We start from the raw sequence: 23,493 nt of genomic DNA, 5'->3' as shown, positions 1-23,493 counted from the left end.
GCAGATTTTGATCCTCTCCCTATGGCTAGACCCGGCTACCTATGAGTGCAAGCCGGAAAAATCGTAAAATGGTCCGATTGAACGCGACCAGTGCAAATGGCTGCAAGGTGCGGCAAATTTGTCCCGTCACCGCCATCACATCCCCGTCATGGAAAGACGTTAGCCGGTGTTGATCGCGGCGCTTGGCGGCGGGCATGAAGGCGGCTAAATATTATCCTGCGATTTTCACCCGATGATTTCCCCGGCTGATATTGCTGCGTTACCATGGCCTCGCTAACCGAAAGGGAAAAGAATGCGGATTGTGATGATCGGTTCGGGTTATGTCGGCCTTGTGTCCGGCGCGTGTTTTGCAGATTTCGGCCATGACGTGGTTTGCGTCGACAAGATGCCGGAAAAGATCGAAGCCTTGAAAAATGGCCATATCCCGATCTTCGAGCCGGGTCTGGAGACCATCGTCGCCAACAATGCCAAAGCCGGGCGGTTGAGCTTCACCACCGATCTTTCTGCCGCCGTTGCCAAGGCCGACGTGGTCTTCATCGCGGTCGGCACGCCTTCGCGGCGCGGGGACGGCCATGCCGATCTCGGTTATGTCTATGCAGCGGCAAAGGAAATTGCCCATGCGCTGGATGGTTTTACCGTAATCGTCACCAAATCCACCGTTCCCGTCGGCACCGGCGACGAAGTGGAACGAATTATCCATGAGGAAAACCCCTCGGCCGATTTCGCCGTGGTTTCCAACCCGGAATTTCTGCGCGAAGGTGCGGCGATAGAGGATTTCAAGCGGCCGGACCGTATCGTCGTCGGCCTGTCGGATGAACGTGCCCGGCCGGTCATGACCGAGGTTTACCGCCCGCTCTATCTCAACCAGTCGCCGCTGCTCTTCACCACCAGACGCGCTTCCGAACTCATCAAATACGCCGCCAACGCCTTTCTGGCGATGAAGATCACCTTCATCAACGAAATGGCCGATCTGTGCGAAAAGGTTGGCGCCAATGTGCAGGATGTCTCGCGCGGTATTGGCCTCGATGGCCGTATCGGCCCGAAATTCCTGCATGCCGGCCCTGGTTATGGCGGCTCCTGTTTTCCGAAGGATACGCTGGCGCTCGCCAAGACCGCGCAGGATTATGATGCGCCGGTGCGGCTGATCGAAACCACCATCGCCATCAACGACAACCGCAAGCGCGCCATGGGCCGCAAGGTCATCAACGCGGTGGGTGGCGACGTGCGCGGCAAGAAGATCGCCGTGCTAGGCCTCACCTTCAAGCCGAATACCGACGACATGCGCGACAGCCCGGCGATCGCCATCATCCAGACCCTGCAGGACGGGGGCGCGAAGGTGGTGGGTTACGATCCGGAAGGCATGGCGAATGCCCGCCATCTGATGGAAGACATCGAATATGCAACCGGGCCTTATGAGGCTGCGGAAGGCGCTGACGCGGTGGTCATCGTGACGGAGTGGAACCAGTTCCGCGCCCTCGACCTGCCGCGCCTCAAGGCGATCATGAAAAGCCCGGTGCTGGTGGATTTACGCAATATTTACCGCACCGACGAAGTCGCCGCCCATGGCTTCATCTATGCCGCCGTCGGTCGCCCGCAGGAAGGCGGGTCGGATAACGACGCTTGAAGGCGCCGCCATCGCAGTTTCATCAAAAGGTTTTCTGCGTTTCGGTTTAACCGCAGACGCACCAATGGATTCGGGAAATCATCATGCGTTATCTGGTCACCGGCACAGCAGGCTTTATCGGCTTTTACGTCGCCAAGCGTCTGCTCGATGCTGGTCATTTCGTCACCGGCTTCGACGGCATGACGAAATATTACGATGTCAGCCTCAAGGAAAAGCGTCACGCCATTCTTTCCCGCTCCAACGGCTTCCGGGCGGAGATCGGCATGCTCGAGGATAAGGATGCGCTGAATCGCGCGGCCGACGCCGCCGAGCCTGAAATCATCATTCATCTCGCCGCCCAGGCGGGTGTGCGTTACAGCCTTGAAAATCCCCGCGCCTATGTCGATTCCAATCTCCTTGGCTCGTTCAACATGCTGGAGCTTGCCAGAAGCCTTGATGTCAAGCACCTGATGCTGGCATCGACCTCCTCCATCTACGGCGCCAATGAGAAAATCCCGTTTGCGGAAAGCGACAAGGCCGATGAGCCGATGACGCTTTACGCCGCCACCAAGAAGTCGATGGAACTGATGGCGCACAGTTATGCCCATCTGCACAAGCTGCCCACCACCGCCTTTCGTTTCTTTACAGTCTACGGTCCTTGGGGGCGGCCGGACATGGCACCGATCAAATTCGTCGACGCCATCTCGAACGGCCGCCCGATCGATATCTACGGTCAAGGCAAAATGAGCCGCGACTTCACCTATATCGACGACCTGGTGGAGGGCATCGTCCGACTGAGCGCGGTCATCCCTTCCGAGGAAAACCGCGTCACACAGGAAGGCGTCACCGACACGCTCTCCCACCATGCACCGTTCCGCGTGGTCAATATTGGCGGCGGCCAGCCGGTGGAATTGATGCATTTCGTCGAGACGGTCGAAAAAGCGGTTGGGAAACCGGCGGTCCGCAACATGCTGCCGATGCAGCAGGGTGACGTTCCCCGCACTTTCGCCTCGCCCGATCTTTTGAGAGCCCTTACCGGCTACGTGCCGCAGACGTCGGTCGAAGAGGGCATCAAAGCCCTCGTCGCCTGGTATCGGCAGATGCAATCCTCCGCGCTGCAGGAATAACTACAGCGTTGCCAGCAGGCGATTGGAGATGGAGCCGCCGGACGCGCTCTGCATGGCGATCTTGGTTTCCACTGCCTCTATGATCGTGTCGCTGAAATCCATATCGGTGAGGTCGCGGATATTGGAAAGCCCGCCCGGTGAAAACACGTTCACCTCCAGTATCTTGTCACCGACGATATCAAGTCCGACAAGGAACATGCCGTCCTCCACCAGCTTCGGCCGCACCATTTCGGCAAGCGCCACGATGTCGTCTGTCACCTTCACGGCCTCCGCCGTACCGCGGGCGTGGATGTTGGAACGCAGATCGCCTTTTGCAGGCACACGGCGAAGGGCGGCATATTTGCCGTCGCGCATCAGCGGCCGGCCATTCATCATGAAGAAGCGGATATCGCCGTCCTTAGCAGCCGGCAGATAGGCCTGCGCGATCAGATAACCCTCGAGGCTGACGGCTTCGAAAATCTGGTTGAGATTGGTTTCCTTGCTGGAGCCGATCTTGAAGACGTTCTTGCCGCCGGAGCCCTGCAGCGGCTTGACGATGACGCCTTTTGGATGGGCATCGGCGAAGGCTCGGATTTCATCCACATTGCGCGAAATAATCGTGGTCGGGCGGACGATTTCGGGAAAGCTCTGGAAATAGAGCTTGTTCTGCGCCAGCGCCAGACCTTCGGGATCGTTCAGTACGACGACACCGCGCTGTTCGGCGAGCCGACCGAACAGGATGCCGGCATGGACCGCCCAGGGCCGTGTGGTCTGGTCGAGCGAGGGATCGTTGCGCAGCATCAGAGCATCGACCTCCTCGACATCCATGGTCCGCCGTTCCAGCGTCTTGTCCTGAAGAGCAGCATGAAACGCTTCGGATTTCTTGTATTTCGCCTTCGGCAGCACCGTGGCATGGATCGTCAGGCTGTCATCCGAACGCAGGGTAAAGTCACCCGGCGTCAGATAGATAACCTCATGGCCGCGATTGAGCGCCGCCATGGCCAGCAGGCCGGTTGCAAAATTCGGCCCCTCGGTTTCAATCGAATTGACGAAAAATGCGATACGCATGAAGCCCCTCCTATAATGTCGCGAGTTCGGCAATGGATATTCCCGCCCGGATTTTTTCCAGACGCTCGTTGGCCCTGGCCGGCAGCAGGAATGCGGGCCTGACGCCTGGCGGGCGCAAAAGGCCGCGCAGGGCAAGCTCCTGCATGACCGGGAAATGCTGGGCGGCGATCTTGCCCATCCAGAACGGATCGAGCGCACCGCCCTTGCGCAGATGGTCCAGCACCTCCGCCAGCCCGCGCAAATAGATCGCGTCCTTCGAGAGGCCGCCGCCGCGATAGATGCGCAACGTCATGTTGAAGGCGCCAGCCTCATCAAAACCATGGTCGCGGGTCATGAGCCGGAACGTCTCCACAAAGCTGGCGCCATCCAGCATGGCGGCACAGCCGACGACGCGGGCCGCAATCAGCCGCAGGCGCTCGCGCGTCATTCCGCCAGCCAGATGCTCCGCCAGCACCGCCAGCCCTTCCTGCACGCCCTCATAGCCGGAGAGGCCGGTACGAAAGAGCCTGAGCCCCTGAAACGACCCATTGAAATAGGTGAGGAGATGCACGCCGATCTCATGCGACAGGAGCGCTTCGACACGGCGCTGTTCCATGACGGTGTGCCGGGAAATCAGAAGTTTCTCGCCCGTCACCATCAGACCCGGCGGCAGGTCGTCGCGGATTTCCACCCGTGCCTTGAAGCCCGGCTCCTCGGCCAAGTAGGACTCGACCATCTCGCGCGACTTCCGTGCGACGGCGTAACAATCTACCATCGCGATTTCGCCGCCCTCCTCCCGGCGGGGACAATCCTCCAGCACCCGCAGCGCCAGCGTCAGCAGCGCAGGTTCGACGGCGCCATAGAGGGCGCGGGAAAAATCCGTGAAAGTGCGCCGGTGCAGATTGGCCAGCATCGTCAGTTGCAGATCGATCTCCTGCTGTTTCTCCCGATAGAGATGGTAAAGCACCGGATCTTCCAGATGATCGAAAACCACCGAATAGAGCTTTCGCTTCTGCTCCTCGACATCGACGCCCAACGGCCGGTAGAGAAGACGCGGCTCGAACTGGAAGCTGCCGTCCCGAAACTCCTCGAAGGCCCGGCGGGCATTGATTGGCGTGACGGAGAGAAGGAAATCGAAGGACGATACGATATCGTCGATGGACCTGTCTGCGCGCCTGACCGCATCGACGAAGGCCTTGCGGCCGAGCGCCCTGTGGCTGGTCACTTTAAGCGCGTCCATCCCTGCGGAGAATGACGAGAAGGCTTGCAGGCCCGCGTCGAAAAGATCGGCGATCATCGTCTCGCGCAGGCCCGGATAATCGGCACCGGATTCCGGCTGTCTATAGATCGGCGCGAAACGGACACTGATACAGGGAAAGTCCAGTCCTGCATTCTGAAACCGGAGGATCGGGTCGCCTTCCGGCTCGGGCCGGGTGATGCGCGGTGTACGAAACCGCACCTCGGCGTCACACACAGCCTTGATGAATACCCGACGGGCCTTTTGCGTTTCCGGTTCGGCTGTTGCCGAGGCGGAGACTTCATAATGCGGTAAGAAGGGTGAATCGTCGGCAAGCAGGATGTCGTGCTCCAACTCACCGATATCGAGCACGATGAAGGCGCCGAAACGCTCCCGCATGGCCGTACCCACGGCCTCGATCAACGGCGCGGCCTCCTGAACGGTCGAAGCAATGAGATAGGAAGCGTGAGCGGCGGCAATGTCGCGCGCGGCAAGATCTTTCGTGCCGCCGGTCAGATGCAGGCACAGGAAAGGTAGTGGCCGGTCGATATGAAGCCGGCCGTCTTTGCCGATATCGCGACGTATTGCCTTGCCTGCCTGGAGGCAAGATGTCACGTCATCCACCAGCTCGGCAGTGGGAGAAGGGACATCACGGGCGGCAGAAACATTCATCGCCGCGACCTCAGACATTCCTCGACAACGGGCTGAAGTGCCGTGATCATGTCCCGTATTTCCGACACTACGCGCCTGTCCGGCTTTCCTGTCCATTCGTCCATAAAGAATTTCTTGAACTCGATGGCGATGGCACAGCCGTTTTCCGCGAAACGCTCGTGGATGAAACGGGTCTGTTCCCCCTTGCCCTGAAACGCAACGTTCTCGCGGACATCAAGACGGCGTCCGGCAATGGTCGCTGACGCGAAATGATGACCGACGGCGCTGACGATGTCGTTCCAGCGGCTGCGGTCCATGGAAAAGGTGCCGATATTGATATCGGGTGCTTCCGCAGGCGTGGTCGGCGGCGCAGTCGGACCCTGCCGGCGATGGTTGTAGGTGTGCACGTCGAGCACAACAAAAGCGCCGTGTCGCCGTTCAAGCGCGGCCAGCGTATTTTCCAGCATCGCGTAATAATCCGCGTGGAAATCCAGAGATCGCCAGACCGCTGCCGGCGCGGGCTCCTGTTTCCATACCTCAAGCCCCCAGGATTGTTCCCGCTTCAGATAGATGGCCTGATCGGCGGCGCGGTTGAGGTCGATTTCGAAACGTGAGTGGTGCACGATGATGCGGTTGGTCAATCCCGCAATCATGTCGCCGGTGAACGGATCTTCCTCTCTCAGGCGTTGTTCGCCCGAAAGGGCCATCAGCCCGGCTATATCGGGCCGTATGCGGTGGCCGTCATGGATGGCAGTGCCGATAACCGGCGAATTGCCAAACCCGATCGTCCAGAAGCCCGTATTTTCATCCTTGCCGTCGCTGTGTCTGGCTACCATGCTGCCTCCCCTGCATCAGGGGTAGAACAGCACAAGCGGCCCGTTTGTTCCGGCAAAAATTGCGCGCGATTTATTGGGCCGCAGCACGCATGCGCCGTCAAAAAACTGCGGAACCATACCGGAAAGCTCACGTTGTTCTGGCAGGAGGGCCGCCGTGTCAAACGGACATGATGGCGCTGAAGAACATCGGGGTTTTTCCGTTTTCTCCCGGTGGCCAACGAAACGGCAGTCGAGCTTCTTACCCATCCGGCGTCCCTCCGTTCCCGATTCCACACACAAGGAGCCGCGACATGGAAAAAACCGAAACGCGCAAACTTGCGGAAGAATATCTGCGGCTCGGCGGCACGCGTCAGGTGATGATCGACGACAACAAGACATTTGTGCGCCAATGGGAGCACGAACCAGCTGCAGCCGAGACATTCTGGCAGACGCACATCGAATCGCTCGACGCGGAACGCCGCAAGGACGTGGAATTTTTCCTCCCCTCCGTGAATTCGGACAAGGAAGATTGAACCCAAAGGAGACAGATATGACTGCTATTAACGCCGCAAAAATCCTTATCCTGGCAACCGACGGCTATGAACGCTCGGAGCTCAGGGTGCCCTACGATCAGCTAAAGGCCAAAGGCGCGGATGTAAAGATCGCCTCTATCAAGGAAGGAGAGATCAAAAGCTGGGATGAAAAGGACTGGGGCGACAGTATTGCCGTCGATCTCCCCGCGAAAAGCGTTCGCCCGGATGATTTCGATGCGCTGGTCCTTCCCGGCGGCCAGATCAATCCGGACGTGCTGCGCCATGACGAAGACGCCATGCGGGTGGTCCGCGATTTTCTGAAATCCGGCAAGGTGGTAGCGGCCATCTGTCACGCGCCCTGGCTTCTGGTCGAAGCCGACGCCCTTCGTGGCCGTGACGCCACATCCTATTGGTCGATCAAGACCGACCTGAAAAACGCCGGCGCCAACTGGAAGGATGAAAAGGTGGTTACCGACAAGGGGATCATCACCTCCCGCAGCCCCGATGACCTTGATGCCTTTGTGGCCAAGATCGTCGAAGAGGTGGAGGAAGGTCGCCACGAGCGCCGTGCCGCCTGATACACTCCGCAATTCCTTTGTGCCGCCGGCTTCCGGCGGCACTTTTTTTGGGAGGAAGTCATGAAAAGCAGATTGCTGGCGAGCGCCGCCGAACGTACCTTCATTCTCGTGATCGAGCCGGAAGAAGAGGCATTCGACGCGATCCGCCGCTTTGCGCGGACCGAAAACATCAACGCGGCGTCGGTGACGGCGATCGGTGCCTTCTCCACCGCGACGCTTGCGTTTTTCGACCTTTCATCGCGAGAATACAAAGAAATACCCGTGGCGGAACAGAGCGAGGTCCTGAGCCTGCTCGGCGATATTACCCTTGACGAAAACGATACGCCGAACCCGCACCTGCATGTCGTTCTGGGCTTTGCAGATGGCTCGACCAAGGGCGGGCACTTTCTGAAAGGCGTGGTACGACCGACACTGGAAGTGGTTATCCGCGAAACACCCGCAGAACTGCGACGCCGCTATATCAGTGAGTTCGGCATAGCCCTCATCGACCCCACGAAATAATCCCGCGGAACCGGAAAAACGCCATTGCGTTATCTTTTCACACGGGGGATGGCATGGCGGCGACAATCGATCGGGACGGTGAAGGCGACGACGAGGTCAGACAGTTTCTGACAGGTCTGGCGCGAGGAACGGCGGGCGCATTGCTGTTTGCCCTGCCCATGCTGATGACCATGGAGATGTGGTTTCTGGGCCTTTACATCAGCCCATGGCGGCTCCTGCTGCTTTGCGTCCTCAACCTGCCGCTGCTTCTACTTCTCGCCCGTCGGATCGGGTTCGAGAATATTCACTCCTGGAGCCAGGCGGCGCGAGACGCAATAACCGCCTACGGGCTGGGCGTCGCGGTGAGCGCGGCCGCACTTCTGCTGTTCGGTGTCCTCAACGACCAGATTACCGCCTCCAACATCGTCACAAAGGTTGCGTTACAATCCGTTCCCGCGAGCATAGGCGCCCTGCTTGGCCGCAGCCAGCTTGGACAGCATTCCGATGAGCAGGATGAAGAGAAAGGCGAATATTCGGGCGAGACCGGATATCTGCACGAGCTTTTCATGATGGTGGTGGGTGCGCTCTTTCTGAACCTCAACGTCGCACCGACGGAAGAAATGATCCTCATTGCCTATAAGGTGACCCCCTATCACATTCTCGCCCTGTGCCTGCTGTCGATCGCCATCATGCATGGTTTCGTCTACGCGCTTCATTTCAAGGGCTCGCATCGACTCCACGAGGGACAGAAATGGTGGCAATCCTTCATCCGCTTCACCCTGCCGGGCTACGTCATCGCCATCGGCATCAGCATCTACACGCTCTGGACTTTCGAACGCCTCGACCACACCTCCCTGTCGCAGATATTGAATGCCGCCGTCATTCTCGGCGTTCCCGCCTCGATCGGCGCCGCCTCGGCCCGGCTGATCCTGTGAGGACATGATGACAATCTCCAAGGATGGAAAACACACGGAAAGTTCCGATCCGCACTGGATCGAATGGGTCACGGGCGCCATCTGCACCCTGCTCGTCGCCGCCATGCTCGGCTGGATCCTCTACGACATCTATCGCTACGAACCGGACGACGCCCGCTTCGAGATCGCCGTGACAGACGTTAACGGTGAGCCGGGGCAATATCGGGTGAAATTCGATATCCGCAATCTCTCCATGACGACGGCGGCGCAGGTGCAGGTGCGCGGAGATCTGCAGCAGGACGGCGCCACGCAGGAAAGCGCGGACGTGACATTCGATTACGTTGCCTCGGAATCGCGCGACAGCGGAACGCTTTTCTTCCGCAACGATCCCGCAGGCGGGAGGCTTATCATCAACGTCGCCGGCTATACCGAACCGTGACAGTTTTCAGGACCATTTCATGACCGCATCAGACCTGACGAAGGAACGCGACCTCAGGGAGTCAACCCCGCTCTGGGCCGATACGCCGCGGATCGGTGTCAGAAGCGGCAAGACGCCGAAAGACAACCACTACGACACAATCGTTGTCGGGACCGGCATCAGCGGCGCGCTGGTGGCCCACTCGCTGCATCGCCCGGGACAATCCATGCTGATCGTTGACCGACGCGAACCCGTCAAAGGCAGCAGCATGGCGAGCACCGCAATGATACAGCACGAGATCGACACGCCGCTGACGAAACTTCGGACGATGATCGGCAGGGAGGCCGCAGACAGGGCTTGGCAGCGCTCGGCGCGCGCGGTTCTTCGTCTGGAAGAAATCGTCACCTCGCTCAATATTTCCTGCGGCATGAGGCGAAAACAGGCACTGTACCTCGCCGGTGACGACATGGGTTCGCGCGCTCTGAAGGCAGAGGCGGATGCCCGCGCAGAAGCCGGCATCGAGGCTGAGTTTCTCGGTGCCGCGCAACTGAGAGAGCATTATGGGTTGGAACGGACCGCCGCCATCGTCAGCGACATATCGGCCTCCGCCAATCCCGCCCAGTTGACAGCGGGTCTGCTGCGCCATACCGCGAGCGCTGGAGCGGAAATCGTCGCTCCTCTGGAAATCACCGATCTCAGAAACGTTGGCGACGAAGTAATCGTCGCCACTGCCAACGGGAAAATCCTCTCCGCCGGCAACATCGTATTTTGCACCGGGTATGAGTTCTTGAAAGCGCTTGAAAGCCCGACACACCGGATCATTTCCACCTGGGCGCTGGCCAGCAGAAAAGGGCTGGATCTGCCGGACTGGCTGCAAAGCCACATCGTATGGGAGGCGGCAGACCCCTATCTCTATCTGCGAACCGACCGTGAGGGACGAGTGATTGCCGGCGGCGAGGACGAGGAAAATCCTGTCTCCTATCAGTCGAAGAGCAAGCTGGCAGGCAAGACACGAACGATCCGCCGCAAGATTGAAAAACTGCTGGGCGTGGATATCGGCGAACCCGATTATCGCTGGGCGGGAGCCTTTGGTACGACCACCACGGGCCTGCCGCTGATCGGCCTCGTTCCGGGCATGAAGAATGTCTATGCGGTGATGGGGTTCGGCGGCAACGGCATCACTTTCAGCCAGATCGCCGCCGAAATCGTGGCCGCCGCCATCAATGGCGGTACCGACCCCGACGCCGATCTTTTTCACTTCCGCTGATGCCGTTCATTCATCCTTGATACCGGTTACCACCTGGATACGGCGAAGCGTCCACAATACGACGATGCCCATTGCTGCGGCGAGCAGAGCGAGCGGCCACATGCCAAGACCGGCCGAGAGGCCGATCGCCGCCGAAAGCCACATGCTTGCGCCCGTCGTCAGCCCCTTGACGTCGCCCTTGGTGTAAACGACCACACCTGCGGCGAGAAAGGCGATACCAGCGGTTACGGCTTCCACCAGTCGGATGGGATCGAGCCGCGCTGCCTCATGCCCTTCCGCCATCGTTTCCATCATATGGATGGTGATGACGCAGAAAGTGACGGCGGCAAGGCCGATGAGCATATTGGTGCGCAGACCAGCGGTGTTTTTGTGGAATTCGCGCTCCAGACCGATCAGGCCGCACAGGATGACCGCGCCGAACACGCGCACCAGCAGCACCTCGAACGGAATGGAAATATTCATGGAAAATTCTTCTGCAAGGCTTTGGGGCACTGTCGCGTCTCCTCCCGGAAATTTCTCCACACTAAGTTCGAAAAGGCGCGATGGTTCCGCACAGCAATATAAACGTTGCGTACAACCGAACCGGAACCATAGGAGCAGCTGAAAGTTTGTTTCCCGTGCGCATGAGCGCACATCTTGCATTTCCACTTCATGGGAGAAGGACCAATGGCCGAGAAGAAACTCGACGACCTGTTTTACGACACGCTGAAGGACATCTACTACGCCGAAAGGCAGATCCTGAAAGCCCTGCCGAAAATGGCGCGGGCGGCGACCGACCCGAAGCTGAAGCAGGCTTTCGAAAAGCACAAGGAAGAAACGCAGGGCCACGTAGAGCGCCTGCAGGAAGTATTCGAGATCATTGGCAAGCGCGCCCAGGGCAAGACCTGCGAAGCCATCCAGGGCATCATCGCCGAGGGCGAGGAAATCATGGAGGATTTCAAGGGCACCGCCGCCCTCGACGCCGGCCTCGTCTCATCTGCCCAGGCGGTCGAACACTATGAAATCGCCCGCTACGGCACGCTGAAGGCCTGGGCCGAAAAGCTCGGCCATACCAAGGCGGTATCGCTGCTCGATGCCACTCTTAAGGAAGAGTCCAAGACCGACGACGCGCTGACCGCGCTTGCCAAGACTTCGGTGAACGCCGCGGCCGAGAAGAAGGCTGCCTGACGCCATCCGCATCGGCTCAAAGAAAAACCGGAATGGTCACCCATTCCGGTTTTTTATTGTCGTCGTAGCCTGAAGGTTAAGGCAGGGTGTAGGCGATGACGTAGTCGCCCGGTTTGGTCCCGACGGAACCGTGACCGCCCGCAACCATCACCACATATTGCTTGCCGTCTTCCAGTGCATAGGTCATCGGCGTTGCCTGACCGCCGGCGGGCAGGCGCGCTTCCCAGAGCTGCTTTCCGGTGGTGAGGTCATAGGCCCGCAGATAATTATCCACTGCGGCACCCAGGAAGGCTACGCCGCCCTTGGTGATCATCGGTCCGCCAATTCCCGGCACGCCCACCTTGAAGGGGAGCGGCAGCGGGGTCATGTCATAGACCGTACCGTTCTTGTGCTTGTAGGCCACATCCCCGGTGCGCAGGTCCGCGCCGGCGACATAACCCCACGGCGGCGCCTGGCAGGGAATCTGCAGCGGGCCGAGGAACGGTCCCATGAAAACGCCATAGGGCGCACCGTCATTACGGTTCAGACCCTGCTCGCTGCCCTTTTCGTCCTGACCCTTCGGCGGAATCTGATCGCGCGGGACGAGCTGGGAGGTGAAGGCGAGATAGGTCGGCATACCGAACATGACCTGCCTTTCAGGATCCACAGCCACACTGCCCCAGTTGAAGGTGCCGAAATTGCCGGGATAGATGATCGAGCCGGTCAGTGACGGCGGGGTGTAGCGGCCCTTGTAGTTCAGCTGGTGGAAGCGGATGCGGCAGGCGAGCTGGTCGAACATGGAGACGCCCCACATGTCCTTTTCCTGCAATGGCTCCGGCTTGAACGAGAGGGCCGTTGTCGGCTGCGTCGGCGAGGTGAAGTCCTCGGGGATCGCACCGCCCGGGGCTGGCTCCTCCGTGATCGGCAGAAGCGGCTCACCTGTGCGCCGGTCGAGAACGTAGATATCACCCTGCTTCGTTGGCCCGACGAGCGCAGGAACGGTCTGACCATCCTTGGTTATGTCGAGCAACACCGGCTGGGCCGGCACATCCATGTCCCAGAGATCGTGATGAACCGTCTGGCGCACCCAGCGATCCTTGCCCGTATTGATATCGAGCGCGACGATGGAGGAAGAATATTTCTCCACATTCTCGCTGCGGCCCATGCCGAGCTGGTCCGGAACCTGATTACCGAGCGGGACATAAACGAGCCCGAGGCCTTCGTCATAACTGAAGACGGACCAGCTGTTCGGCGAGTTGGTCGTGTAGGTCTCACCGGCCGCAATCGGCTCGGTCTTTTGCGGGTTACCGGAATCCCAGTTCCAGATGAGCGCACCGCTGTTCACATCGAAAGCGCGGATCACGCCGGATTGTTCCTGCGTGGAGTAATTGTCATTCACCGCGCCGCCGATGATGATCTTGCCCGCGGCAATCACGGGCGGCGATGTCGAATAATAATAGCCGGCGGGATTATATTTCATGCCCTGCTCGAGATGCAGCACACCCTGATCGGCAAAGGAGGTGCAAACCTGGCCGGTGGCGGCATCGAGCGCGATCAACCGTGCATCCGACGTCGGCAGATAGACCCGCTCGGCGCAGGCCGTTCCCGGCGCGGCACCCGGTTCGGCATAATAGGACACGCCGCGGCACGTCTGGTGCTGGCGATCCGGATTTAGGCCGACATTCGGATCGTATTTCCATTTTTCCTTGCCGGTCGCCGCATCGATGGCGATGGCCCAATTATGCGGCGTGCAGATGAAAAGCGTATTGCCGATCTTGAGCGGCGTCACCTGATAGGTGGTTTCGCCCACATCGTCCGGCAGCTTCACGTCGCCGGTCTGGTAACGCCACGCCTCCTTCAATTGCGAAACATTGTCGACATTGACCTGGGTCAGCGGCGAATAACGCTGCCCATAGGGCGTGCGGCCATATTGATGCCAGTCACCATCAGGCACGTTGCCGCCATAGGCGGGCGTCGCGGATGCCGTTTCCTGCGGCAAGGACCCTGGCTGATCATGCGGGTCCTGTGCCATCGAATATCCGGCAACCGCGATGGAAGCGAGAACGGAAAGCGCCAGCGGCCAGGCATTCGGCCCATAGCTCAGCCCCGTCGGGCTTGCAAAACCGAGTGGCTTCCTCACCCAGGGCACCAGGAGCCAGAGGCCTATCACAATGATAAAACCGCCGCGCGGGCCAAGCTGCCACCAGTCAAAACCGACTTCCCAGACTGCCCACGCAAGTGTTGCGACAATGAACACGGCATAGACGTGAAGTGCTGCGCGATTGCGCTTGAAGAGCAGAACGGCCGTCAACAGAAAGGCCAGTCCGGAAAGCACATAATAAAAACTGCCCCCAAGCATCACAAGCTGGGAGCCAAAACCGAACAGCGCGAGGCCGATGAGCGTGAGAAAAACTGCAGTGACGGTGACTGCCATGAATGAAACCCCCGATTCCTGTCACTTTGTGTGAAATGAAATCGGGAGCAATATGGTTCCATTCAAACGCCACGAAAATTCATGGCATCTGCGTCACGGGTTCTGCGGCGCACCCGTGGAGTCCTGCGGGGAAGGGTTTCGCTCCGTTGAAGCCGGCGGCGAAGCACGGCCGTTTGCGGGATTGTTGTCGAAGCTTTCCGAGCCCGACGGCTGCTGCGGGACAGGGGCGTTCTCCGTCTGCGGATTTTGCGGCAGGTTCTCGTCCGGTTCGAAAACCGCGTATTCCACAACAGCCCAGACCACCAGCGCTAACAACACGCTGACGATCAGAATGACAAGAACCGGACGTCCTGTCGATCCTTGCCGTGCCCGTGTGGCCGTCTCCTTTTTCGGAGCATCCCGACCGTCGAGATAGCTGGTATTTTCTCTGGCCATGTCTTTCACTCCCTAAACTCTGTCAATCTAATCCACAGGGAGAGGTTTTGTTCCCGCGAGGGGCCGGCGCATTCGACATGGCGCAATCTGACCCTCACCGGAAGAGGGCGTCCGGGCCTCTCGGTTATTTCGCGGTCCAGCCGCCATCGATGGAAATGGTGGTGCCGGTGATGGAACGGGCCATATCGCCAGCGAGATAAAGTGCCATTTCGGCGATTTCCTCCGGCTGGATGAAGCGTCTTGTCGGCTGCGGCGCAAGCATCACCTTTTTCACCACATCTTCCTCACTCATGCCGTGTACCCTCGCCTGATCCGCGACCTGCGCGGCCACAAGCGGGGTCCAGACATAGCCGGGGCAGATGGCGTTACAGGTGATGCCGAGTTCGGCAACCTCCAGCGCAATGCTTTTCGTCAGTCCCACCACCGCATGTTTGGTTGCCACATAGGGCGCCTTGAAGGGAGACGCGCGCAAACCATGCGCGGAAGCGATGTTGACGATGCGGCCCCAGCCTCTTTCCTTCATGCCCGGCAAAGCAGCGCGGATGGTGTGAAAGGCGCTGTCGAGAGAAATGGCAACGATGCGGGAAAAATCCGCGAAGTCGAACTCATCGATCGGCGCGACCTTCTGAATGCCGGCATTGTTGACGAGGACATCGACATGGCCGAATTCCGCAATGACCTTTTCAGGCAGATGCGCGCTTTCTTCATAGTTCGCGAGGTTGGCGGAGAAATAGGCCGGCCTTTGCCGCGCCACTTTCCCTACAGCCTCCAGCGCCTGCGTCGCCTCCTCCACCGTTTCTATGCCATGCACAGCGACCAGATAGCCCGCCTCGGCGAAACGCCTGGCGATGGCAAGTCCGATGCCGCTGGTGGAACCGGTGACAAGCACGGTTTTCGGTTGATCCTCCATGGGCCTAGTCCTTCAGCTGCGGCAGGTTGCGGAAAAGTTCGAGCGCTTCGGGATTGGCGAGCGCATCGGCATTTTTCACCGGCCGACCATGGATGGTGTCGCGCACCGCGATTTCGGAAATCTTGCCGGAGCGTGTGCGCGGGATAGCGCTGACAGCAATGATCCTTGCCGGCACATGCCGCGGCGTCGCCCCCGAACGGATGCGGCTGCGGATGGTCTTTTCCAGCTCTTCCGTCAAGGCAGCACCACCCTTCATGCGCAGGAAGAGGATGACCCGCTGGTCCCCGTCGATATCCTGCCCAACGGCAATGGCCTCCTCTACTTCGGGCACGGTTTCCACCTGCCGGTAGATTTCCGCAGTCCCGATGCGCACCCCACCTGGATTAAGCGTCGTGTCCGAGCGTCCATGGATCACATAACCGCCGGAGGGCCGCAGTTCGGCGAAATCGCCATGCGCCCAGATGCCGGGGAAACGATCGAAATAGGCGGCCTGATACCGTGAACCATCGTCATCGCCCCAGAATTTGACTGGCATGGACAGATGCGCATTTCGGCAGACGAGTTCACCGGCAACGCCGCGAACGGAACGGCCCTCATCGTCAAGCGTATCGATATCCATGCCGAGCATCGCGCCCTGCAATTCACCGCGATGAACCGGCTGTAGGGGATTGCCGCCGAGGAAACAGGCGCAGATGTCGGTGCCGCCGGAAATGGAGGCGAGATGCACATCCGCCTTCCAGTCGCGATAGATATAATCGAAGGATTGCGGGATGAGCGGCGAACCGGTGGAGAGAATTGTTCGCAGCGATGAAAGATCATGGCTTTCCCGCGGTTTCAGTCCCGCCTTCAGGCATGCATCGATAAATTTCGCAGACGTACCGAAAGTGGCGATCCCTTCGGCGTCGATGAGATCGATCAGCCGGCCGGGCGTCGGATAGCCGGGATTGCCATCATAGGTGACGAGGGTGGCACCGAGCGCGAGACCGGAGACCTGCCAGTTCCACATCATCCAGCCGCAGGTGGTGAAATAGAAAAAGCGCTCACCCTCCTTGATATCGCATTGCAGTTTCAGCTCCTTCATGTGCTGAAGAAGCAAACCGCCGCCGGAATGGGTGATGCATTTCGGCTTGCCCGTCGTACCGGAGGAATAAAGGATCGCCAGCGGCGCCTTGACGGGCAGACGGTTGAAGGCAATCTCGCCAGCCGCATAAGGCGCGACGAAATCCGTAAGCGTCACGCAGCCGAGATCGGCAAGGTTTTCGGGCACGGCATCGCCGATCAGAACGATCTTTTCAGGGGCCGCACTTTCCCCCACGGCGCGGATGGTCGGGCCGACGTCGATGCGTTTACCGGCATAACCATATTCCGGCACGGCGAGGATGATTTTCGGGCCGATCTGAGACAAGCGGTCAGAGGCACCTGCCGGGCCGAAATCCGGAGAGCAGGACGACCAGATGGCACCGATGGCGCTCACGGCCAGATATCCCACGATCGCCTCTATATCATGGGTGACGATCGCCCCGACGCGATCACCTTCCTGCACCCCGGCATGCACGAGCGCCTGCACCATGCGGGACACTGCGTTGTAAAGCCCCTTGCGGCTTATCTCGCGCCTTGCACCATCGTCACGATGGGCGATGAGGGCCAACCGCTCATCGGCATCGCGCAGCAGGTTTTCGGCGTAATTCAACCTCGCGCCCGGATAGAACTCAGCCTCCCGGATCGTCGCGCCCGGCTTGAACGCAACGTCGCCGCGCGTGCCGATAATGCCGAGCTCGTCCCACAGCGCATCGTAAAACTCTTCCGGCGCATCGATCGACCAGCGCAGCAGGCCGGCATAATCATCGTCGGCCTGCCCGTGTATCTTTGCGGTTCTTGTCGCGAAGGCGAAAAGCGCCGAGCGCTTCACCCTCTCTTCCGGCGGCACCCACAGAATGTCAGATGGCCCGGCGGCTGTCATGCTCTGCTCCCGCGCAGCATTTCAACGATGGCGGAAAAATCACGCCCGCCCTGCCCGCCGTCGACGAAGCTCTCATAAAGCGCTGCCGCGGCAGCACCCAGCGGCGTGGAGGCGTCAGCACCATTGGCCGCCTCCTGCGAAAGCTTCAGGTCCTTGAGCATCAAGGCTGCGGCAAATCCGGGCTGGTAATCCTTGTTGGCGGGTGATGTCGGCACCGGACCCGGCACCGGGCAATAGGTGGTGAGCGACCAGCATTGCCCGGAAGATGTGGAGGCGACATCGAACAGCGCCTGGTGCGAAAGCCCGAGTTTTTCGCCGAGCACAAAAGCCTCGGAAACCGCGATCATGGAAATGCCGAGGATCATGTTGTTGCAGATCTTGGCCGCCTGCCCGTTGCCGCCCTTGCCGCAATGCACGATCTTTTTGCCCATGGCTTCCAGCAGCGGCTTCGCCGCCGAAAAAGCCTCCGCCTCACCACCGCACATGAAGGTCAGGGTGCCGGCGGCCGCACCGCCCGTGCCGCCGGAAACGGGGGCGTCGACCGAAGGGCAGCCGGCGGAAGCGGCCAGTTCATGCGCCTTCAATGCGCTTGCCATATCCACGGTCGAGCAGTCGATAAGGAGCGTTCCGGCAGAGATTTTACCAATCAGATCGCCATAGGCCGAAACGACATGCTCGCCCTTGGGCAGCATGGTGATGACCACATCAGCCGCGTTGACTGCTTCGGCAGAATTCGCGGCAACCGGAATGCCCGCCTCCTTTGCCGCTGCGCGGCAGGCTTCGGCAAGATCATATCCCCTGACGGCATATCCCGCCTTGACGAGATTGGCGGCCATCGGCAGGCCCATATGTCCCAGCCCCAGAAAAGCGACGGTCTTCATCGGTAGGTTCCTTTCAGCGATTATCCGCAAGGATCATGTCGGCGGCCTTTTCCGCAATCATGATCGTCGGCGAATTGGTATTTCCGGATGTAATGCGCGGCATCACCGAGGCATCGGCGACGCGCAGCCCGGCGAGCCGGCGGAACTTCAGGCGCGCATCAACGACACTTTCCATATCCGATCCCATGCGCAGCGTGCCGACAGGGTGGAAGATGGTAGTGCCGATATCACCTGCCGCCTTGGCAAGATCATTGTCGTTTTCGAAGGAAGGGCCGGGCCGGTATTCCTCCGGCCTGAAGCGGGAAAAGGCCGGCTGGGCGACGATGCGGCGTGTCAGCCGCATGGCATCTATGGCCACCTTCCGGTCGCCTTCGGTGGAAAGGTAATTCGGGCGGATTTCCGGTTGCATGGCGAAATCCGGTCCTTTCACATGCACTGAGCCACGGCTTTCCGGCCGCAGATTACAGACGCTTGCCGTTATGGCGGGAAAAGTGTGAACCGGATCCCCGAACTTGTCGAGCGAAACCGGCTGCACATGATATTCCAGATCAGCGGTTTCCTTTTCCGGCGAAGAGCGGGTGAAGACACCGAGCTGGCTCGGCGCCATCGACATCGGCCCGGAGCGCGTCAGCGCATATTCGAGGCCGATCCGCGCCTTGCCGAAGAGCGTCGAGGCCCGCTCATTGAGCGTCAGAACACCGGAGACCTTGTAGACCATGCGCAGCTGCAGGTGGTCCTGCAGGTTCTCGCCCACGCCCTGCACCTCCGCCACCGTATCGATACCCGCAGCCTGCAACACATCCCCACGACCGACCCCGGAAAGCTCCAGAACATGCGGCGAGCCTATTGCGCCGGCGGACAGCACGGTTTCGCGCCGCGCCCGCATTTTTTTCAGGACGCCGTCATGATGGAATTCGACACCCGTCACCCGGTCTTCTTCGATGATGAGCCGTTTGACATGGGCCTTGGTCAAAACGGTGAGGTTCTTGCGGCCAAGCACCGGTTTCAGGAATGCTTTCGCCGTGTTCCAGCGCCAGCCCGCACGCTGGTTGACATCGAAATAACCCGCCCCTTCATTGTCTCCGCGGTTGAAATCGTCAGTCGCGGGAATACCCGCTTCTCCTGCCGCCTTCTTGAAGGCATCAAGCACATCCCAGCGCACGCGGGCCTTTTCCACACGCCACTCGCCCCCGCTGGAATGCAGGTCACTCTTGCCGCGATAAAAATCCTCCGACTTCAGGAAATAGGGCAGGATGTCGTTCCAGCCCCAGCCTTCGCAGCCAAGCTGCCGCCAGACGTCATAGTCCCGCGCCTGCCCGCGCATGTAGATCATGCCGTTGATGGAGGAGCAGCCGCCCAGCACCTTGCCACGCGGATAGATCAGCGCGCGGCCGTTGAGGCCCGGCTCTTCCGCCGTCTTGAAACACCAGTCCGTGCGTGGATTGTTGATGCAATAGAGATAACCGACCGGAATATGGATCCAGTGGTAGTTATCGTTGCCGCCCGCTTCCAGAAGCAGCACGCGGTTGTTCGGGTCTTTCGAAAGGCGGTTGGCGAGAACGCATCCGGCGCTCCCCGCTCCGATGACGATATAGTCATATTCGCCCATTCTCTTCTCCACACGCCATCCTTGCCGCGTCGTCCCGAACGCGGGGAGGCTTTTCAGGTGTTTTCAAAATTGGCTAGCTGCGGTGCTGAAAGCCGAGTTTCCGCCCCAGCCGGGAAGCATAAAATTCACCGATCAGACCGCGACGGAAAACCAGAACGCAGGCCATGAAAACGAGGCCGGTGATGATGGTGACCGGGAAGTCCGAGGTCGCGAGATAGTTCTGCAGGGTCACGACAAGGCCCGCGCCGAAAATCGGGCCGATCATGGTGCCGATGCCGCCGAGCAGCGTCATCAGGATCACTTCACCGGACATCTGCCATGTCACGTCGGTCAGCGTCGCGAACTGGAACACCAGCGCCTTCAGCCCGCCAGCAAGCCCGGCGAGCGCCGCCGACATGACGAAGGCGCCGAGCTTGTAGCGCTGCACGCTATAGCCGAGCGAAATGGCGCGTTGCTCGTTTTCACGGATCGACTTCAGGATCATGCCGAAAGGCGAATTGACGAAACGCCAGATGATCAGTAGCGCCAACACGAAGGCGGCAAGCACCGTGTAATAGATATTGAGCGGACCGTTGAGATCGAGAATACCGAAGAGATGGCCGCGCGGCACGCCCTGCAGGCCGTCCTCTCCATGAGTAAACGGCGCTTGCAGGCAGAAGAAATAGAACATCTGCGACAAGGCGAGCGTGATCATGGCGAAATAGATGCCCTGGCGGCGAATGGCGAAAAAGCCGATGACAAGGCCGAGAAGAGCGGCACCGGCCATGCCGATGACCAGACCAATTTCCGGTGTGACACCCCATTCCTTCACCGAATAGGCGGTGAAATAGGCGGCGCCGCCAAAGAATGCCGCATGGCCGAAGGAAAGCAGCCCGGTATAACCGATCAGCAGATTAAAGGCGCAGGCAAAGAGCGCAAAGCAGAGAAGCTTCATCAGGAAGATCGGATAAACGAACATCGGCGCGGCGATGAGAATGGCAAGCCCGGCCAGAATGAGCACCGTCTTGATGGTTGCTGCCGTCGTCGATACTTCCGTCCGCGGCATTGCGCCGGCTGTCGGGCTATGGGTGGCTTTGGACATATCAGGCGTCCTTTCCGAAAAGTCCGGCGGGGCGGATGAGCAGCACAAAGGCCATGATGACGAAGATGACGATATTGGAGGCCTCAGGGTAGAACACCTTGGTGAGGCCCTCGGCGATACCGAGCATGTAGCCGGTGACGATGGCGCCCATGATCGAGCCCATGCCGCCAACGACCACCACCGCAAAGACGACGATGATGAGGTTTGTGCCCATCAGCGGCGAGACCTGATAGATGGGGGCGGCGAGAACGCCGGTGAAACCCGCAAGCCCGGCGCCGAGCGCGTAGGTGAGCGTCAACAGAACAGGCACATTGATGCCGAAAGCCTGCACAAGGGTCGGGTTTTCCGTCGCGGCGCGCAGATAGGAGCCGAGACGCGTCTTTTCGATCAAGGCCCAGGTGGCGATGCACACGATCAGCGAGATCACGACGACGAAGGCGCGGTAGTTCGGCAGGAACATGAAGCCGAGATTGGTGCCGCCTGCGAGTTCGCGCGGCACCGAATAGGGTTGGCCCGCCGCGCCGTAAAGCCACCGGAACGTGCCTTCCACCACCAGCGCCAGGCCGAAGGTGAAGAGCAGACCATAGAGTGGATCGAGATCATAAAGCCGCGACAGAAGGAAACGTTCGATGATCGCCCCGAACAGCGCGACGACGAGCGGCGTGACGATGAGCGCCACCCAGAAATTGATGCCGAAATATTGCAGGCCGAGAAAGGCGACGAAAGCGCCGAGCATATATTGGGCGCCATGGGCAAAATTGATGACGCGCAGCAGCCCGAAGATGACAGCAAGCCCAAGTGACAGCAGCGCATAGAATGAGCCGTTGATAAGGCCGACCAGCAATTGCCCGAGGAGCGCCTGAATTGGAACGCCGAAGATCATCGTCATGGTTAAACCCCCAGCACCTTGTTAAGCTCGCCCATGCGGGCGGAAAGCTCCCCCACCGGAAAATCGCCGACCATCTGGCCGTGGTCCATGAGATAGAAGCGATCGGCGATACGGCTCGCAAACCGGAAATTCTGCTCCACCAGAACCACGGTCATGCCGCGGCTCTTCAGCTTCTGCAAAACCTCTCCAATACGCTGTACGATGACGGGGGCAAGCCCTTCGGTCGGCTCATCCAGCAGCAGCACCTTGACGCCGGTGCGCAGGATGCGCGCCATGGCCAGCATCTGCTGCTCGCCACCGGAGAGCTTCGTGCCGGGGCTGGTGCGGCGTTCGTAAAGATTGGGAAACAGCTCGTAGATTTCATCGAGCGTCATGCCGCCGGACGCGACGACGGGCGGCAGCTTCAGGTTTTCCTCAACACTCAGGGTCGCGAAGATGCCGCGCTCCTCCGGTACGAAACCGAGGCCGTATTTCGCCGTACGATGCAGCGGCACCGGCATAAGATCCTTGCCGCCGAGCTTGATGACGCCCTTGCGGTTGCGGATGATGCCCATGATGGTTCGCAACGTCGTGGTCTTGCCCACGCCATTGCGGCCGAGAATGGTGATGGTTTCGCCCTCGCCGACCGTCAGATCGACGCCGTGCAGCGCCTGGCTTTCGCCATACCAGGATTTCAGGTTGGAGACTTCGAGCATCGCCGCCATATCAAGCCTCCTCCGTGCCCATATAGGCCGTGCGCACGCGCGGATCGGCAGAAACCGTGGCATAATCGCCCTCAGCCAGAATTTCTCCACGCTGCAGAACAGTAACGTGATGGCAGATATCGGCCACGACCTTCAGATTATGTTCGACCATCAGCACCGCACGGGTCTTTGCCACCTCACGAATAAGCTCGGCCACATGCGAGACATCTTCTCCACCCATGCCCGCCATCGGCTCGTCCAGCAGCAGAACTTTGGGATCAAGCGCCAGCGTAGTCGCGATTTCGAGAACCCGCTTGCGGCCGTAAGACAGATCAGCCGCAAGCGCGTGTTTTTCCCGCGTGAGGCCCACCATGGAGATCAGCTCCTCGGAGCGGGCATTCAGCCTGTCCAGCGAAGAGAGCGGCAGCCAGAACTGCGTTGCAAGGCTGTTGGGCCGCTGCAACGCCACCCGCACGTTTTCCAGAACCGTCAGATGCGGAAACACCGCCGATATCTGGAAAGACCTGACCAGGCCAAGACGCGCCACCTTGTCCGGTGGCGTTTTTGTTATATCCGTTCCCATGAAGGTGATCGCCCCGCCTGTCGGCTGGAGAAACTTGGTCAACAGGTTGAAAACCGTTGTCTTGCCGGCGCCGTTGGGGCCGATCAGCGCATGGACACGGGCGTGATGCACGTCGAGATCGACGTTTTTCACGGCTGCGAATGCGCCGAAGGTCTTGGTGAGACCACGCGCCGAAAGAACGACGCGAGGTTCTGCCTGCCCGGCGGGGGCGGGAGCGATCGTCATGAAACTTT

General features: G+C 59.8%; 24 protein-coding genes. 9 read left to right on the top strand and 15 right to left on the bottom strand.

Annotated features, from left to right (window positions below):
- The first annotated feature begins 292 nt into the window (after positions 1–292).
- Positions 293–1,624, top strand: a complete 1,332-nt coding sequence (locus tag BTN45_RS20635; RefSeq protein WP_207590804.1) for a UDP-glucose/GDP-mannose dehydrogenase family protein — start codon at positions 293–295, stop codon at positions 1,622–1,624.
- An 83-nt stretch (positions 1,625–1,707) separates the two neighbouring features.
- Positions 1,708–2,730 (top strand): NAD-dependent epimerase, encoded by a 1,023-nt coding sequence (locus BTN45_RS20630; RefSeq protein ID WP_207590802.1) that lies wholly within the window; start codon positions 1,708–1,710, stop codon positions 2,728–2,730.
- Here the strand turns inward: BTN45_RS20630 and BTN45_RS20625 are convergent, their stop codons facing one another.
- From BTN45_RS20625 to BTN45_RS20610, 4 genes are read right to left on the bottom strand one after another with little or no spacing between them, the layout of a single operon-like run.
- Positions 2,731–3,777 carry a glutathione synthase gene (locus tag BTN45_RS20625; protein ID WP_207590800.1) on the bottom strand — a complete coding sequence of 349 codons (1,047 nt, stop codon included), beginning with the start codon at positions 3,775–3,777 and terminating at the stop codon, positions 2,731–2,733.
- Positions 3,778–3,787: 10 nt separating this feature from the next.
- Positions 3,788–5,665 carry a flavohemoglobin expression-modulating QEGLA motif protein gene (locus tag BTN45_RS20620; RefSeq protein ID WP_207590798.1) on the bottom strand — a complete coding sequence of 626 codons (1,878 nt, stop codon included), beginning with the start codon at positions 5,663–5,665 and terminating at the stop codon, positions 3,788–3,790.
- Positions 5,662–6,480, bottom strand: coding sequence for an N-formylglutamate amidohydrolase (locus BTN45_RS20615; protein WP_207590796.1), 819 nt, complete (start codon positions 6,478–6,480; stop codon positions 5,662–5,664). The genes BTN45_RS20620 and BTN45_RS20615 overlap by 4 nt, the downstream gene beginning before the upstream one ends.
- A 15-nt stretch (positions 6,481–6,495) precedes the next feature.
- Complete coding sequence (locus BTN45_RS20610) at positions 6,496–6,726, bottom strand: hypothetical protein (RefSeq protein WP_004437918.1); 231 nt, start codon at positions 6,724–6,726, stop codon at positions 6,496–6,498.
- 44 nt (positions 6,727–6,770) lie between these two features.
- Between BTN45_RS20610 and BTN45_RS20605 the strand changes: the two genes are divergently transcribed.
- Genes BTN45_RS20605 through BTN45_RS20580 form a run of 6 tightly spaced genes read left to right on the top strand, consistent with a single transcriptional unit; the run spans position 6,771 to position 10,649 of the window.
- Entirely contained in the window at positions 6,771–6,992 is a 222-nt protein-coding gene (locus BTN45_RS20605; protein WP_207590795.1) for a hypothetical protein, read from the top strand.
- A 17-nt stretch (positions 6,993–7,009) separates the two neighbouring features.
- Positions 7,010–7,570, top strand: coding sequence for a type 1 glutamine amidotransferase domain-containing protein (locus BTN45_RS20600; RefSeq protein ID WP_107340525.1), 561 nt, complete (start codon positions 7,010–7,012; stop codon positions 7,568–7,570).
- A gap of 60 nt (positions 7,571–7,630) precedes the next feature.
- The gene (locus BTN45_RS20595; RefSeq protein ID WP_207590794.1) at positions 7,631–8,071 is read left to right on the top strand and encodes a PPC domain-containing DNA-binding protein; all 441 of its coding nucleotides are present in this window, start codon (positions 7,631–7,633) and stop codon (positions 8,069–8,071) included.
- Between the two features lie 53 nt (positions 8,072–8,124).
- Positions 8,125–8,985, top strand: a complete 861-nt coding sequence (locus BTN45_RS20590; protein ID WP_004437909.1) for a TIGR02587 family membrane protein — start codon at positions 8,125–8,127, stop codon at positions 8,983–8,985.
- A gap of 7 nt (positions 8,986–8,992) precedes the next feature.
- The gene (locus BTN45_RS20585) at positions 8,993–9,403 is read left to right on the top strand and encodes a TIGR02588 family protein (RefSeq protein WP_207590793.1); all 411 of its coding nucleotides are present in this window, start codon (positions 8,993–8,995) and stop codon (positions 9,401–9,403) included.
- A 19-nt stretch (positions 9,404–9,422) separates the two neighbouring features.
- On the top strand, positions 9,423–10,649 hold the full coding sequence (locus BTN45_RS20580) for an FAD-dependent oxidoreductase (protein WP_207590792.1): 1,227 nt from the start codon (positions 9,423–9,425) through the stop codon (positions 10,647–10,649).
- A gap of 6 nt (positions 10,650–10,655) precedes the next feature.
- On the opposite strand, the gene BTN45_RS20575 is transcribed toward BTN45_RS20580, so the two are convergent.
- Complete coding sequence (locus BTN45_RS20575) at positions 10,656–11,141, bottom strand: MgtC/SapB family protein (RefSeq protein ID WP_004437902.1); 486 nt, start codon at positions 11,139–11,141, stop codon at positions 10,656–10,658.
- Positions 11,142–11,315: 174 nt separating this feature from the next.
- Between BTN45_RS20575 and BTN45_RS20570 the strand changes: the two genes are divergently transcribed.
- Positions 11,316–11,816 (top strand): ferritin-like domain-containing protein, encoded by a 501-nt coding sequence (locus BTN45_RS20570; RefSeq protein WP_004437899.1) that lies wholly within the window; start codon positions 11,316–11,318, stop codon positions 11,814–11,816.
- Positions 11,817–11,892: 76 nt separating this feature from the next.
- On the opposite strand, the gene BTN45_RS20565 is transcribed toward BTN45_RS20570, so the two are convergent.
- The 10 genes from BTN45_RS20565 to BTN45_RS20520 form a co-directional block, all read right to left on the bottom strand.
- Positions 11,893–14,229: a glucose/quinate/shikimate family membrane-bound PQQ-dependent dehydrogenase gene (locus BTN45_RS20565; RefSeq protein ID WP_006698058.1), complete on the bottom strand. Its 2,337-nt coding sequence runs from the start codon at positions 14,227–14,229 to the stop codon at positions 11,893–11,895.
- A 93-nt stretch (positions 14,230–14,322) separates the two neighbouring features.
- The gene (locus tag BTN45_RS20560) at positions 14,323–14,664 is read right to left on the bottom strand and encodes a hypothetical protein (RefSeq protein ID WP_022563475.1); all 342 of its coding nucleotides are present in this window, start codon (positions 14,662–14,664) and stop codon (positions 14,323–14,325) included.
- A gap of 124 nt (positions 14,665–14,788) precedes the next feature.
- The gene (locus BTN45_RS20555) at positions 14,789–15,574 is read right to left on the bottom strand and encodes a 3-hydroxybutyrate dehydrogenase (RefSeq protein ID WP_207590790.1); all 786 of its coding nucleotides are present in this window, start codon (positions 15,572–15,574) and stop codon (positions 14,789–14,791) included.
- A gap of 4 nt (positions 15,575–15,578) precedes the next feature.
- Positions 15,579–17,534, bottom strand: coding sequence for an acetoacetate--CoA ligase (locus BTN45_RS20550; RefSeq protein WP_207590789.1), 1,956 nt, complete (start codon positions 17,532–17,534; stop codon positions 15,579–15,581).
- Positions 17,531–18,415 (bottom strand): 3-hydroxyisobutyrate dehydrogenase, encoded by an 885-nt coding sequence (gene mmsB, locus BTN45_RS20545; protein WP_207590788.1) that lies wholly within the window; start codon positions 18,413–18,415, stop codon positions 17,531–17,533. The genes BTN45_RS20550 and mmsB overlap by 4 nt, the downstream gene beginning before the upstream one ends.
- A gap of 13 nt (positions 18,416–18,428) precedes the next feature.
- On the bottom strand, positions 18,429–20,024 hold the full coding sequence (locus BTN45_RS20540) for a GMC family oxidoreductase (RefSeq protein WP_207590786.1): 1,596 nt from the start codon (positions 20,022–20,024) through the stop codon (positions 18,429–18,431).
- Between the two features lie 73 nt (positions 20,025–20,097).
- Positions 20,098–21,105: a branched-chain amino acid ABC transporter permease gene (locus tag BTN45_RS20535; RefSeq protein WP_207590785.1), complete on the bottom strand. Its 1,008-nt coding sequence runs from the start codon at positions 21,103–21,105 to the stop codon at positions 20,098–20,100.
- Between the two features lies 1 nt (position 21,106).
- On the bottom strand, positions 21,107–21,994 hold the full coding sequence (locus BTN45_RS20530; RefSeq protein WP_004437878.1) for a branched-chain amino acid ABC transporter permease: 888 nt from the start codon (positions 21,992–21,994) through the stop codon (positions 21,107–21,109).
- A 2-nt stretch (positions 21,995–21,996) separates the two neighbouring features.
- Complete coding sequence (locus tag BTN45_RS20525; RefSeq protein WP_004437876.1) at positions 21,997–22,698, bottom strand: ABC transporter ATP-binding protein; 702 nt, start codon at positions 22,696–22,698, stop codon at positions 21,997–21,999.
- A gap of 1 nt (position 22,699) precedes the next feature.
- Positions 22,700–23,485 (bottom strand): ABC transporter ATP-binding protein, encoded by a 786-nt coding sequence (locus BTN45_RS20520; protein WP_207590784.1) that lies wholly within the window; start codon positions 23,483–23,485, stop codon positions 22,700–22,702.
- Between the last annotated feature and the right edge of the window lie 8 nt (positions 23,486–23,493).

It is taken from the genome of Rhizobium sp. ZX09, assembly GCF_017357485.1.
GTDB classification, from domain to species: domain Bacteria; phylum Pseudomonadota; class Alphaproteobacteria; order Rhizobiales; family Rhizobiaceae; genus Agrobacterium; species Agrobacterium pusense.
Note: the sequence above shows the minus strand (reverse complement) of the source record. Positions and strands in the feature narration are given on the sequence as shown.